Source organism: Pedobacter endophyticus, from assembly GCF_015679185.1.
GTDB lineage: Bacteria > Bacteroidota > Bacteroidia > Sphingobacteriales > Sphingobacteriaceae > Pedobacter > Pedobacter endophyticus.
Genome location: NZ_CP064939.1, coordinates 3,003,130 through 3,018,438, shown reverse-complemented (window position 1 = coordinate 3,018,438; position 15,309 = coordinate 3,003,130). Strand labels below are relative to the sequence as shown.

General features: G+C 39.7%; 9 protein-coding genes. 6 read left to right on the top strand and 3 right to left on the bottom strand.

Annotated elements, in window-relative coordinates; translation table 11 throughout:
- Window positions 1-6 precede the first annotated feature (6 nt).
- Both IZT61_RS12210 and IZT61_RS12205 read right to left on the bottom strand, forming a co-directional pair.
- A complete protein-coding gene (locus IZT61_RS12210) occupies window positions 7-3,258 on the bottom strand; it encodes a SusC/RagA family TonB-linked outer membrane protein (RefSeq protein WP_196097186.1) in 3,252 nt (1,083 codons plus the stop codon).
- Window positions 3,255-3,989 carry a TlpA family protein disulfide reductase gene (locus IZT61_RS12205; protein ID WP_196097185.1) on the bottom strand — a complete coding sequence of 245 codons (735 nt, stop codon included), beginning with the start codon at window positions 3,987-3,989 and terminating at the stop codon, window positions 3,255-3,257. The genes IZT61_RS12210 and IZT61_RS12205 overlap by 4 nt, the downstream gene beginning before the upstream one ends.
- Window positions 3,990-4,923: 934 nt before the next feature.
- Here IZT61_RS12205 and IZT61_RS12200 point away from each other — a divergent pair.
- Together IZT61_RS12200 and IZT61_RS12195 are read left to right on the top strand one after the other, a co-directional pair.
- The gene (locus IZT61_RS12200; protein WP_196097184.1) at window positions 4,924-5,334 is read left to right on the top strand and encodes a hypothetical protein; all 411 of its coding nucleotides are present in this window, start codon (window positions 4,924-4,926) and stop codon (window positions 5,332-5,334) included.
- The gene (locus IZT61_RS12195) at window positions 5,291-5,512 is read left to right on the top strand and encodes a helix-turn-helix transcriptional regulator (protein WP_317193158.1); all 222 of its coding nucleotides are present in this window, start codon (window positions 5,291-5,293) and stop codon (window positions 5,510-5,512) included. Before IZT61_RS12200 ends, IZT61_RS12195 begins: the two co-directional genes overlap by 44 nt.
- Window positions 5,513-5,704: 192 nt before the next feature.
- On the opposite strand, the gene IZT61_RS12190 is transcribed toward IZT61_RS12195, so the two are convergent.
- Entirely contained in the window at window positions 5,705-6,190 is a 486-nt protein-coding gene (locus IZT61_RS12190; protein ID WP_196097183.1) for a very short patch repair endonuclease, read from the bottom strand.
- Window positions 6,191-6,777: 587 nt separating this feature from the next.
- Between IZT61_RS12190 and IZT61_RS12185 the strand changes: the two genes are divergently transcribed.
- The 4 genes from IZT61_RS12185 to IZT61_RS12170 all read left to right on the top strand — a co-directional run bounded on the left by IZT61_RS12185 (window position 6,778) and on the right by IZT61_RS12170 (window position 14,858).
- On the top strand, window positions 6,778-8,304 hold the full coding sequence (locus IZT61_RS12185; protein WP_196097182.1) for an ATP-binding protein: 1,527 nt from the start codon (window positions 6,778-6,780) through the stop codon (window positions 8,302-8,304).
- The gene (locus tag IZT61_RS12180) at window positions 8,305-11,481 is read left to right on the top strand and encodes a Z1 domain-containing protein (protein ID WP_196097181.1); all 3,177 of its coding nucleotides are present in this window, start codon (window positions 8,305-8,307) and stop codon (window positions 11,479-11,481) included.
- 3 nt (window positions 11,482-11,484) lie between these two features.
- Complete coding sequence (locus tag IZT61_RS12175) at window positions 11,485-12,462, top strand: PD-(D/E)XK motif protein (RefSeq protein WP_196097180.1); 978 nt, start codon at window positions 11,485-11,487, stop codon at window positions 12,460-12,462.
- Between the two features lie 167 nt (window positions 12,463-12,629).
- Complete coding sequence (locus tag IZT61_RS12170) at window positions 12,630-14,858, top strand: AIPR family protein (protein WP_230383638.1); 2,229 nt, start codon at window positions 12,630-12,632, stop codon at window positions 14,856-14,858.
- Window positions 14,859-15,309 lie beyond the last annotated feature (451 nt).

Genomic DNA, 15,309 nt, shown 5'->3' with positions numbered 1-15,309 from the left:
TTTATTTTAAAATTGAGCCCTTACTCCAAATGACAGCATTTTTGGTGGGCTGATATCATAAGGGTAGTCGGGATCAATGCCGTCTTTATTGGCTGCCCACAGTATTCCAAGATTTGAGGCATTTGCTGTTATGCTAAGATCTCTGATAGGTAGTTTTTTTGACTTTATACCAGGGACACTGTAAGCTATAGATATATATTGAAGCCTCAAATGATCGGCACGCCTTACCAGCGTTTCTGATCCGGCATAAAAAGCATCCCTGTTTGGATCGGCCGGGTATATAAGAGATGGGATGGTGGTAAAGTGTTCATCACCTGTTTTCTGCCATCGGCTCATATAGTCAGCATGTTGTACCCAGCCCGAAAACAGTGCACTGTATGATACTGAACTCTTACGAAAATAATATCCGAGTTTATAAGTGATGTTAACCGCGAGTTCAAAATTTTTATAGTTCAGCGTATTTCTGATTGCGCCGGAGACAACCGGTGTTGAGGGACCATTGTAGACCAGGTCCGCAACCTGGGTACCATTACCTGTTATCGCTGTATAATCAGTGCTGATTTTATCCCCAAGGTATCCCCGTGGATTTCCATTTACCGGATCAAGACCGGCCGATCGGTAACTAAAGATAGAATATACCGGGTATCCGGCTACCGGGGTGACCAAGTTTCCCTGGGGAGTGATGTAGGTAGATCCCTGATATGTGCTCAGGTAATAATCCTGAACCCGGTTCTGGGTGTATGCCAGTAATAATGTACTCCTCCATTTAACCTTACGGTCTATATTGGTTGAATTCAGGGTCAGATCGATCCCTTTACCGCTCATCTCTGCAACATTCTTACGCACAGAAGTAACCTTCAGGCCGGTTGTTATATCAACCAAAGCATCGCCCAACAGGTCTGTTCCTCTTTTTTGATAGTAATCCAGGCTTCCGGAAATCCTGCCGCCGGAAGTTGCAAAATCGACTCCGATATTGAACATGCCGGTCTTCTCCCATCTTAAATCAGGATTTGCAAATTTGTTGATTACCGCCTGGGTAAACCCGGTAAGCGAATTTGGACTTCCTGTGTAACTCATCACCGTAAGGGCTGAGAGCGAATTGTCAACGTTCCCACTGGTTCCATAAGTAGCTCTGACCTTGAGGTAGGAAAAGGCATCAAGCGGAAAGAACTTTTCCCTTGTAAGTTCCCAGGCTGCTCCTGCTGACCAAAATGGTCTTCCCTTTTGGTTTGTATTTACCCCAAAGATATTGGACTGATCCTTCCTGATACTTCCAGAGATACTGTACCTGTTCAAATATGTATATGCTCCACTGCCATAATAGGATATAGAGCGGTTATCTGTTCCAGAAAAGCTATTGGTGTTTCCGATAGTTGCAGTACCGCCATAAAATAACGGGTAACTGTTGACTGGATCGATAAGGCCTGTTGCCACGCCAAGGTCATCATTATAGCCATAAGTACGATACGCGTTACCATTGGTACGGTTCCGGCCTACCTCAGCACCTATCACTCCGCTGATGCTGTTATTATTCCATGATTTATCAACATCGATCTGTGTCCTGAGGTTCTGGGAGGATAGTTCAATCTTATTGAGGTCGATAATGGAGCCTCTCGGAACAATATACTTTGTTATACCGGTAACTTGATTGAGCTGCGTAAATTGATTGATCATGTTTCTGGTGAAAAAACTTCCTTCCGTATTAAGTGATGTCCCATCTGTGATTTGTTTTTCAGACTGATATCTCGCGCCAGCCCGCAGCCATGCCAAAATCCTGTACTCCAAATTAACGTTTGCCAAAAAATCCTGGGACTTTCTTAAGCTCTCCGAGTTTTTATAGTCCTCTAGTGGATAATACCTCCAGTCCAACAGTTTTCCACCGCCAGCCGTTGCAATATAACTTTCACGATAGATCTTTGGAATGGGAAGGGAATTGCCCTCCCTGTCAGCAAGCATTGCATAAGGGTATAGTCCTTGAGCTACTCCCGATCTGATGGATGTTGGATCCGGTTTCCCGGACCGGGTATTGGCTGCGGTATACAATAGACCTGTTCTCAGTGAGAGCCTGTCGCTCAGATTAAAGGCGTTTTGGGCTTTGATTGATAACCTGTCGTTAGTAGCAGATAGTTGATCCTTTCCTTTGTCGTACCCTGCTGAATAAAAATAGGTGTTTTTTTCACTGCCTCCATTAATGCTGAGGGCGTACTGCTGATTGTAACCTCCGGAATATAGGCGACGGTCGATGTCCTCTCTTACATCATTTCCCTTCAGATTCTCAATTTGTTTGTCTATCTGCACCTGTTCTGTCGCTGTTGCGGCTGCACGCTTCCAAAGCAGTTCTACTACCGGTGATACAACCGGATAGGTATTGGTATTCTCCAGAAGGGACTGATAGTAGCCTTTTGAGTATAGAAATTTTTCAAGATCAATATAATCTGAAGAGGATATAAAATTTTTGCTTTTGTAAATATCCGGCTTCGTTGTTATACTCAGGTTGCTGTTCAGCGCGATGGACATTTCCTGATTCTTGCGCCCTGTTTTGGAAGTGATCACGATAACGCCGTTTCCAGCTCTTGCTCCCCAAATAGAGGATGCTGCTGCATCTTTTAAGACAGTAATGCTCTCGATATCGTTCGGATTAATATTAATGATTTCGCCAGCATATGGGAAGTTATCCAACACGATTAGGGGAGATTTGGAGGCATTGATACTGCTTAGTCCCCTTATCGTTAATCCTGGGCGCTGACCATCCCTGTCAAAGGACACTGACGGAGTCATTCCTTCCAATCTGTTCAAGATGTTTAGGCCAAACTGTTCATTCAGCTTTTTGTTGTCAACCAGGTCCAAGGAGCCTGTTACCCGTTCCTTCGCTTTTCGCTCATATCCAGTGGAAATTTCTACAGAGCCGAGATCAAGTGAATCCACTTCGAGGACTATTAATATTACTGTGCTTTTGTTTAAGTCAAAAGGAATCAATTTTGTCTTGAACCCCATGAAGGAGACTTTCAACTCTCCTCTCTCCAAAGTCGTTGCCATGGAAAATTTACCTTCGCTATCAGTATTAGTCAATTTTTTACCGACAGTGATTACGGCTCCGGATATAGGATTACGGTCAGCGGCAGACATGACAGTTCCCGAAAGAAAACTTTCTCTTTGCTGCTGCGCTAGCGTTTTACCAGGGCAGCAAGCGCAGGCTAAAATGAATAAAAAAGCCAAAAAATCAGCTCGTTTGCAATAGTTAAATATAAATTCTCTCATTCCTTATCGCGATTAGAAGGTGGAGCAAAGTCATCCTTGAGCGGGAAATTAATTGGATTTCCATTAACGATTGCCTGAATATTTTTGATTGTGGCTCCACTAATTCCCGTTATAGCCTTAACAATCCCTTTACTGTCAATAAAGATTTGGTGTGATATACTTCGGTGAGGAAAATGCTTGTTGAGAATTGAGTCGTTGATTATAAAGGGTAATTTTACTCCTTTGGCATAATCGTTACTTTTTAGGAAGCTACTCAATATCTGGTTAGTGTTTTTGGTGACCAGTATCACTTGTACTTTATCCCCGAACATTTTGACTATCGAATCAAGTTCAGGTAGGGAGCGGATGCATGGACCACACCATGTACTCCAGAAGTCCAGTATTAAAAGTTTTCCCCTGTATTTTTCGAGACTTTGATTATAGATGTTACCATCCTTATAAATTGTATGATTTGAGCTCCACAGGCTTTCTGGAACCGCATCGCCAATGGAAAGTATCTGCTTTTGTGCAATTTGTGCACTTGAGTCTAATGCCAGGAAGAAAGATATGTTGATAAAAAGAAAAGTTTTGGCAAGATTTTTTAAAAAAAGCGGCCTTAGTTTACCTAGCACTTGGCACAGCATCTTCATAAATGTACCTAAAGTGTTAGGTTTTTTGATATTTGAGTATAAACAATTCGTTAGTAAAAGGCATAGCACAGCTGTCACTGCTACAATTATTGGTTTTTCCATGAGTTTGATTGGTTGATTGAAGGAAATTTGAAGTTTATTCATAGAAAACCAAGGCAGGTTATCATTAAAGAACCTATTTCTATTTAACCATTCAGGTTACCTGCCTTTGGTTTTTTTCAAATTATACGGGATTCTTAGGCTTTAAAGCGTAAAGCCTATCGAAATGATAGTGGTTGCTTAAGCTCATGTTTTTAAATTGACTTTATATGTTTCGTTAAAAATCTAGGCAAAAACCAGCCCTTCCACATATAAATATGCAGATACGGTTAACCGTATTTGTTATTAGGAAAAAGATACTTACCTTAGGATTGCGAAAAACCAACGTACTGCACTTTGCCTAAACAGCAATAAGGGGCTGTTACCAAGCTAAATTGACCCGCCGGGACTTTGTGCGCTCTCTTGACACTAGCCTCTTCTTTTTCGGGTTAAAATTTACTTGGAATTGTGGCATGCATTAAGATGGAGAACAAATAACGTTCTTTAATAATAGTTGTAGGGAATAATTACAAACCACTTGCTTAGGGCTGATCATTTTGATGGCGGTTAATTTTTTCGTTTTCATAAATGGTTAATTTTTATGTAAAACGATGCAAACTCAAAAAAGCAGCAGGAAACCAGATTGGCAAAAAACCAATAGGGCGAAACTCAACGCTTTTGAAAGAGGTACCGTCAAGAACCACTTAAGCCAAGGCCTAAGTTCCACAAAAGACTGACATGAGTTGCGCCCTATTGAATAAGGTATCACGAAGATAACAAAATCCAATAGATACGGCGAACTCACGATCGGCTCATGTGGAAAGTTTGACGGTTTTCTTTCATGAGAGACATCGTTAAAATTAGGTTGCCCCAACTTTATTTGTCGCTATAATAACTGATAACAAATATAACAAAGTTTGAGTTAAACACAAACTTTTTATTCTTTTTATTTAATATTTTGGAGAAAGAAAATAGTAAAAGTGTAAATAGGATTAAGCAGGTTGCTAAGGAGAAGGGTGCGTCTTCTCGGTTAATATCACTGTGGGTTGACGTAGACTATACTACAGTAAGCAATTGGAGTTCAAACAAATACCAGCCTAGTGATGAAAAATTAAATCAAATAGGTGAATTACTACAAAAAGATAATCGTGATCTACTGGAACCACAGGGGCGAGTTGATATAGGGTTGGCCAAGGCTTTAGAACAAGAGTTGAAGAGATTGCATAAAGAAGAAGGAATATCCTATGAGGTTGAAAAATTTGACAAGAAAAAGGGTTTGAGTGTTAAGGTAAATAATCCGGAGCTGGTAAAGAGGTTGAGGGAGTTTGCGGAGAGTTATAAAGCAAAGAATAAAAGCTATATCGCTTGAATACCTTTACAATAATGGCGATAAATCATTGGCAGAACGCCTTATTAAAAGAGAGGAAACTATTTCGCGATGGTGCAAAAACAAGCCTCAACCATCATTAGAAGACCTCAATAAAATTGCGGAATTCCTTCTTATGGATATTAGAGATTTATTAAATCCAAGCGATCGGAGTAAATAATTAAGCTAAAAATTTAGGAGAATAAATGATACTCATGGTAAAAAACAGTGGGCTTGGATTGAGGGTCAACTTATCAGCATACTTAATAAGATGTTACAACTTAATTATTACAATGCTTCGCGCTTCACATATTTTGAAATAATTAAACTATATTAATTAATTTAAAATAAATAATGAAAATCATGCTTTCGGTCATTCCTTATCAGGAATAAGACTTAGTTTACTAGATTCGATGTAGAGGACTACCTGATTTACGCACTTATCAAGTTCGGACTTCACCTGATGCTCCCAAAAACGCATAACTGTGAATCCTATTTGTGAAAGAGCAAGATTGACGTTTACATCACGCTTCATGTTTCGTTCAATCTTTGCAATCCAAAAATCTGCATTACTTTTGATACGATCCTTATTCTCATTCCACTTGTAACCATGCCAAAAATCGCCATCAACAAAAATGACTAAATGATATTTAGCGATAAAAATATCAGGTTTTCCGATTACCCCGGTGGGATGAATTCTGAAGCGTATATTTTTCGCCCAAAGAGCTTTTCTTAAACGTAGTTCAGCCTTGGTGTTTTTTGCCTTGATACGAGACATATTGTAACTCCGCGAGGCAGGGATCACAATACCGATATCCCCCAAAGAGGGTTTCAAAAAGTTTTTTTTTTGACCATCCATAACTGAAAAACACCCATCATGATTTTAAGTTTTGTAAAACCATCCAAAATACAATACATCGTAAATATCAATGCGAGAAATTTGGTTTGTTTCTAGTGGAAATCCGGACGCTGTTCTTATATTTGGAAAGAACCGGAAAGTTGAATACAGTGTACTATTATCCGCGGAACAGAAACAAGGTCTCCCTTAGCTGACATTTAAAAATATTTTGATAAATTAGTGCTCACATGGTAACCTCTATGATAGATAATTGTGCAGTCCAAGGAGAATTAGTTAAAGATTTTTCAGCATTGACAAACAATGAGGGCGAAAACATTTCCAGCCATATTAGGAAAGATGGTTCCTACTGTAGGCAAACAAATCCCGCCCAATGCAGAAGTCTGAGCATAAGGGAAGCTGCTAGGATACAGATCTTCCAGGTCACCTATTTCTTTTGGGTCCCCAAAACCGCACAGCTCCATCAGGTCCGCAATGCCGTCACCCACTTTTGGCCTATCAGCTTGCAGGACATTGAAGTAATATTCCGGCAAGCTGGGATATGTCAGTAAACGGAAGCTTAAGCACCGAACATTAACGCACTCGAAATAATGCAAAACAACCACAAACTTCAACAATACGAAGAAGTTAGCCCCCATCCAGAACATTTGATAAAATCAATTGCCGAACAGGGTTATAGCTTGGAAACCGCTTTGGCAGACCTTATGGATAATTCCATCTCTGCTTCGGCAGATAAGATAGAGGTGCTCATAAGAATGGACAAGGAACCATTCACGCTGTATTTGGCAGATAACGGACTGGGTATGAGCGAAGAGTGTCTGCGAACCAACATGCGTTTCCCCAGTAATTCTCCGGATTCAACCAGAACGGATATTGACCTTGGACGCTTTGGGCTGGGTATGAAAACTGCATCGTTTTCCCAAAGCCGATGCTTCTCAGTTATCAGTAGAGAAAAAGGAGCCACCACTTACACCGCAAGAACATGGGATGTCAAACACCTTCGTGATACGGGCAAATGGCAACTTAAAATAAACACTGAAGCAGAAATCATGAATATGCTTGCAGATTATCAGCGGCTGAGTGAAGGACACTTGAATCCACATGATAATTTTGAAGCAAATACCATAGTTGTATGGAAGGGACTGTATAAGTTTGAGAATTACTTGGAAAGCGGCAACAGACAGACGGCGTTAAAAAAGGAAATTACCGAAGTCACCTCTGATTATCTATCACTTGTATTTCACAGGTTTATGGAACGTAGACAAAACCGTCTACAAATTCGTATAAACAACAGTCGGATTTACCCGTTTAATCCCTTTCCGATACAGGAACCCGATTTTAGACCGATTGAATTCAAGCAGCGGCAGTTCCGGACGGATATTATTCGGATGGAAGGTTTTATTCTTCCTTCACGCAGCATCTCGGAAAGCCGGCAACAGCAATCCTTATGGACCACTAAAAACCGCAGTCTTATGGATATGGAGGGCATATATATTTATCGAGCTGATAGAATTATCCTTTTCGGAGGCTGGAACGGGCTTATTAAGAAAGGACCGAGGCTACAGCTTGCCCGGCTCCGGGTTGACGTGGGCAATAGCGTTGATGACCTTCTCCACCTCAACGTAGCCAAGTCGCATATAGTAATTCCGCATGATCTGAAAAGCGCTTTTGAAAATTACATTAACGAATTACGAATAGAGGCAGAACGAGAATATTACAACCGAGGACTAAAAAAATTTACTGGAAATAAAAAACATAATACAGTTCAGCTCTTTGATAGGATATCCACGAACAAAGGCGCCGTTCTTAAACTGAATCCATCCTTTGCCCTGATTAGCAAGCTGAACGAAACGATGAACAAAGAGCAGATAGCACTGTTTCGTCTTATATCAAGAATGATTGAAACAACTCTAAACAGCATGAAGCATGCTCATCAGGATAAAGAATATTCCGGAATCACAGAAACGGACGGTTTGGAGTATGCTGATCTAGAAGCATGTATTATGGCCTTCAAAGATAATGGCCTGTCAAATGAAACTATCAGGGAAGATATATTTCCATCCCTTGGATTTACAGTTAGCACTTTACCCCAATCAATAATTAAGCTCTTAAAATAAATGAACCACAATAATTACATCGAGGTTATAAAGAACCTCATCTCCAGCAAAGCTAAGGAGCATGCATCGGGGGCAAAACTCGATGCTCCATTTTTTGAAGCACTTCTTGAAAAAATAAGAGAAAGCGTTACCACTGTTTTCCGCCTGATGGGCTATCCTGAATTGGACGAAGTTACCCTGAATGATTATTTTGCAGTAGCACTCAAAGAATATTTGTCAGTGAATCCCATTGTGATTGAACCAAGCCATGCTTTGACAAAAAAAGGTTTCCAAACTTGGCTGACTTCTGAGTATCTAGGTCCCAAATTTGTCTGGAACTACACAAACCGTTACCTGACGATGTTGTCCAAGACGGGAAGAAACGAAAAAGTCATAAAAGAAGTTGAAGCCTCAAGTTTATCCATAGTTGAAAAAATGGGTAACCCGCGCTCAACATCGACTTTTTATACCAGGGGCCTTGTGGTAGGAAGTGTGCAGTCTGGAAAAACAGGTAACTTTAATGCCGTTATTAACCGCTCTATAGATTTAGGTTATGGACTTATCATCATCCTTTCTGGCATAATGGAAGATCTCCGGACTCAAACGCAGCTTAGAATAGAAAGCGATGTTATAGGAGAGGGTCTCAATACTGAAACTAAGAAAAATCAAGTTAAAGGTGTTGGTAATATCAGTAGGTTTGGGAAGCTTGGTGGAAGCGATGTTGAGCAGGTTATTTCAATAACGTCCTCCAAATCCGATTTTAATAATAATCTAGTGAAGGCCGATTTTTCACTGAACCATACAAATATCCTGGTATGCAAAAAGAATGTCAGCGTTCTTAAAAATCTGCTAATCTGGCTTCATGATTATATGGGAGAAGACAGAAACAGACACGATATACCATTTCTCATAATAGATGACGAGGCAGACAATGCGTCGTTAAATAATGAAGGAAAAAAAGGACGTGAATATGCTTCGAAAATAAACGGACACATCCGGGCTCTGCTGAGCCTTTTTAATAAAAAAACCTATTTGGGATATACCGCAACACCATTTGCCAATGTACTTCAGGATCGTAATCCTGTAGGAGAAGCAAAATGGATTATTGATTCTAAAATTACAAATGAAGACGGTGTGCTCGAAAAGCGGATCCTGGAACTTGAAGATTACCTATTCCCAGATGATTTTATCGTATTGCTTAATCCTCCATCTAATTACATTGGAGCCAAACAGATTTTTCAAACGGCTATCGAGGACTACCAGCGTGACAAAATCCCACTTGTAGAAGTAGTTTCTGATCACAGCCCTTCTTTTCCTTCAAGAGTAATGGCGCTGGAAGATGGATCGTTAGAAGTTGTCGCTAGCTATGAAAACAAAAAAGCCTTTGATGATGGAAATGGCTATGAAAGTTTTGACGATTACAACAGCTATCGGAGAAATACTAGGGCTCCCAGCTCATCAGATAACTTCCCACAAGCACTTCCCCCTAGTCTTAAAGAAAGCATTGTCTGCTTCATTCTTGCCACCGCCATTCGTGAAAGCCGCAAAAAAAACATGATTCAGTCTGCGCTTTACAATCCGCACAATACCATGTTGGTTCACATCTCTAGATATACTGCATGGCAGAACAGGACACTTGAACTGGTAAAAAAATATCTAGTCGAATTAAAATCTGATTTGTCTTCAGATTTTCCACGTGGTCCCGAGTCGATATATGCTGAACTAGAAAGATTATGGTATAAATATTATGCTGCAATTACCGAATCCATACAAAACTATCTTCCAATAAACTATGATGACCGCTTCATGGCACCTGTAAGTTTTGAGGCAATAAAAAAATATATCCCCGATGTTATCAGAGAGATAGAGGTAAGAGCTATCAATAGCGAAACAAAAGATAAGCTGGAATACAATAGCTCTTCACCTAAAAAAATCATAGCCATTGGCGGAAACCGTCTATCGAGGGGGTTCACTCTTGAGGGACTTACTATAAATTATTTTATCCGCGCCACTAACTATTCAGATACTCTTCTTCAGATGGGCCGTTGGTTCGGTTATCGTCCAGGATATTTAGACTGCTGTAAATTATTCATTACCCAAGATTCTGTCGATAAATTTAACTCTACAACCAGAGCAATCGAGGAATTGGAGATTGAATTCAAAAAGATGGAACTCAAGGGTAAAACACCTGCCAACTTTGTACTCAGGGTAAAAAAGCATCCAGGGACTTTAAAAATAACACGACCATCGATTCTGAGTGGTACAAAAGAAGTTAAGTGGTCCTATCAGGATAAACTTGAGCAGACCACTGATTTTATGGTGAGTCCAGGAAATACAGCCCAAATGTGGGCATTTTTCAGGGATAACATCGTTGCCAAATTCAAATGGCTAGATTCTGGAAAAGGATTTTTAATCACCGAAACCAGCCCAAAGGAAATCATAAGAATTCTAGAGGACGAAGGAACTCATTTTTCAAGGGAAGATGCGATGAGCATGGTAAAATTTATACAACTTTGCGATGATAAAAAACTTCTTCAGAAATGGACCATAGCTATTAAAAGTAAGGGACAGGCTAATGCAATAGTTGGTAAGGGATCTTTGAAGCCTGAGGAAACCGGACTTGATTCCGAAATTCAACTTAGCATAAGAAGAGGTCCAAAACAGCCTAATGACCTTACCTCAAATATTTACCGCGATCAGTTTTTAAATGCTCTAAAATTTGCAGCAACAGGTCGATCTGCCAATATAATAGCGGCGGCTGACATGAGCATTCTGCTGAGTAAGGAGGAAAAATCTCAGGCAGTTGAAAAATTCAGACAGGAACGTATGGAAGCTCTTTTGAAGGAACACAAAGAAATGACTCCTCAACAGGCAAGGGCTGAAGCGGAAGAAAAGACCATCCCTGAGCGCGTTTACCGAGAAAAAATGAGCTCCAATGAGGGGCTGATGATAATCTATCTCTTCGATTCATGGTATACTTTTCTCCAAGAAAAGGGTAACGAGGATAAAGCTTTCACAGAATTAGTAGCAAAACACAAGGTCGATCTTGACATGCCGATAATCGGCACCGCAATTGGCTTCCCGCCGATTGAGCCTGATCCAGGTGGTTACTATCTGCACGGTGATTATGGATTCGAGGAAGAAGATGATGGTCTCGATTATATTGAAGAAACGGATTCAGCCATTCCTAATGACTAAGGCATGAGAACAGAACAACTTGAGCAGCAATGGTTAAAGATTTCGGCCGATGTGCCTGAAAACGGCCTGAATTCCATTAGAATATCCTCCTCCTGCATACCGGAACTATATTTAGGTATTGACAGGGACGGCGACAGAAATTTAATCCTCTCTGTACCTAAAGATTTCAAATTGAGTTTCAGGACTATCGTAAAAGAAAACCTCTCTATAGATTTCTTTGCGGACAGCCATCACATTGTACTTAAATTGATACATCAACCATTCAGCGATCTCTTCAACGACTTGATTTTATCATTGTATTCCAAAATTGAAAAGATGAGCACTCCAGGAGAATATATTCAGGAATTTATTAAGGCATTTCATCGTTGGAATGGATTTTTCAGTGGACGAAGCTCCCAAACCCTCAGCGATGAGGTTGTGAAAGGACTTTTCGGTGAAATGATTGTACTACGACATGAGCTTGAAGGATCCGAAACTATCTTAACAAATAAGATATTGGAAAGCTGGAAGGGGCCGTATGATGCAACACATGATTTTGAAAACGATTTAAACTGCACAGAAGTAAAAACTATGGAGTATACTAAGACAAAAGTCAGAATATCGAGTGAATTTCAGCTCGAAAACGTTCCCGACAAAACGCTTAGGCTTTGTGTTGTGAGCCTGAGGAACGATGACCAAAATGGAAAAACCATATCTGATCTCATCATCTCAGTTCGGGAGCGTATATATCAGCATGGTGGCGACCTTTCAATATTTATTACTGCACTCTCCCGTAAAGGTTTTTTCGGCTCTGTGCAGAACAAATACGATCACCTTAAGTTTACTCCCTTGCGCATGACTTTATATGATTGTGTAGGAGAATTATTCCCTAAATTAACACCAAAAAATTTAGATGAAGGCATATCAGAAGTAATGTACAGTATTCTTCTGAGCAAGCTCGAACCGTACAAAATATCCGAACACGCACTCGCATGGAAGTAACAGAATTATTAAAATACAGGGAAAACCTTATCGATAGCAGTCTTGACAGCAATCGTTTTACCGATCAGAATACTTTTTTAGGTCAGGTATTGCCGCTGATGTATGACGCCAAGCTCATCGACAGCGAGGATTATAACGAATGCTATTACATCTATACGCAAGACAACTTGAAAATTAATGGCTATTCTGTGAACGAATCCGGGGAAAGACTTCAGTTATTCATTGTGAATGAGGATAAACTAAGCCTTGCTGCAAAACCAGAGGAACTCATGATATCCACAAAAGCTACTTACGAACATCAATTCAAACGGGTGACAAAATTCGTCAATAAAGCGATAAAAGGTTATCTTAATGAAGGATTGCAGTTGTCAAGCCCAGTTGGCGCTCTAACCTCCAAACTTGCTTCATCTGAAGGTGCCGATCAATTTGACGTTATCGAAATTTTTCTTCTATCGGCATCGGCAACAGTTGAAACCCGCGGAAGTAAACCGCAACCAAAAAAGTTTGATTTCGAGGATGAAGAAATAAGTATCAGCTATAATCGAAATCGAGACAGGCACAGCAAAAGCATTCTAGTCATTAAAAGACTCATTGACTTAAATTTCCTGTATTCCGTAGAGATATCCCGAGGAGCAAGGGAAGTACTAATTATAGACTTTCAAAAGGACTTTTCTTATCAAATAGAAGCCATTAAAGCTGCTGATGAAGAAAACTTTGAGTCTTACCTTTGCGTCCTCCCCGCGACTATCCTTGCAGAACTGTACAAACGGTATAGTACAAGGCTACTGGAAAAGAACGTAAGGTCCTTTTTGCAGTTTAAGGGCGTTAATGCCGGGATCAGGGAAACGATAAGGCTGAATCCTGAAAAGTTTATTGCCTTCAACAACGGAATCACCATTACATCGACTGGAAAACAAACTAAGGAAGAAAACGGAAAAACCTTTATAACCTCGCTAACCGACTTTCAGATAGTAAACGGCGGACAGACCACAGCTAGTATCTTCTTTACTAGAAAAGACGGATTTTCGGTTGATAATGTTAAGGTGATGGCTAAAATCAATATTGCCAAGAACATGTCCGAGCACGGCCTGGATGACCTAATTTCGAAAATCAGCAGATTTTCAAACTCACAGACCAAGGTATCAACAGTAGATTTAGGTTCGAGAAATCCGCAGCTGACTAAAATAAAGTCTTTATCAGATAGCGTGATGATGCCGAGTGGAAAAAAATGGTTTTTCGAAAAATCGAAAGGCGAATTCAACACGCTTGTAAGAATGGGCGGGAAGGCAGAAAAAGACTTTCCAAAAGAGGTCAGATTTTCAAAAGAGCAGCTCGGAAAATATTACACGGCTTGGGGCGACCAGCCCTACATGGTGAAGAAAGGAGGCGACAAGGTCTTCAAACACTTTATAGATGCCATCTCGGGGGATGAAAATGGTAAGGGTATAGTGGCGATAGATAGAAATTTCTATGAGATGTTAATTTCAAGGGTTATACTTTTCCGTAAAATGGAAGACATATACGGCGCAGGAAAAATTGCCATAGGTCAAATTAGATCTGCTGTTGTACCCTATTGCATCTCTATACTATATGACTGGATAGATGGAAGCAAAAATGGGAAGGTATTTGATTTTGGAAAACTTTGGCTTAAAGAAAGTTTGGGAGATGATCTTGCCACTTTTATGAAGGAGATGATGAAACTTATGAATGACCTTATAAAAAAATATGCTGCTAGTGATGATTATGCTGAATACTCGAAACGCAAGGAACTTTGGGATAATATTTCATCAAGCATGGAAATTGAAACCTTGATGTCCGAAAGCAACGCTAAAAAAATTCTTGAAAAATACAGTATCGGTAAGGATGAAATGAAAGTAAAACTTGCAAAAAAATCAAAACAGAAATTCGCAGATCTTGGAGATTTGCAACATAATGTAATGATTTTTACCAAAACTGCAGATTACTATAAAAAACTGGGCCTTGTTATTTCCGAAGATATCAGCAGTTCTCAAAGGAGTAAAATGGATCACATAATCAACTGTATCGTAAATCACAACGACATCAACCCTGAGCATTTAGATTTCGAGAGAGAAATCGTTCACCATCTTCAATCGTCGAATCCGGAGCTATTTGATACCATTCAGGTACCAACAGACCTCCGCTGGCAGGATGCGTTCGACCTTGTTAGCCGGATATACAACCGAACCTTAGAGGAGTCAGGAAATATATTATCAGCATTTCAACGACAGAGAGAGATTGCAAAAATTAAAGGAGCTAAATTTTATTCAGTTTACGATGAGATTGGAAAATTACTCTGCGAAGGGAAATGTCCGACTATAAGGCAAATCTACAGCGTTAAAACAACCTTATCGACAAATTTGCAGATGGGCTTATAATTTTTTGTTTTTTAATTTAATATATTCTGAAGTCTAATTTAGGGGCATGCATGAAGGTGAAGAGCTTAAATATTTTGTGTTTTTAGCTCATTCTTCTTATATTTAAGCAATTGGTTCACCTTTTCTAATTTTTTTATTAGACTTAATCATAATGAAAATAAATAGACGTGCAGTTCAGAAATTTTATCGACTATTACTCATAACTTTAACTGATATTTAGCCTTAAGCCCCCTTTTGTAAGGGGCAATACCTGTATTTTATTTTAAGTTTTTTAAAAAGATAGCATGAAGATTTTTTTAAAGAATTCTTCGATTTATTTGCGTAATAATATGATCTGCCTATTTTATATTAGTCAATAATAGCTCAGATCATCGTAAATTGCAGGAACAACTTATACTGCGCAATTGAATATATTTGCAGAACTTTGAGTCTCCAAGTGGATAGTTTGGCT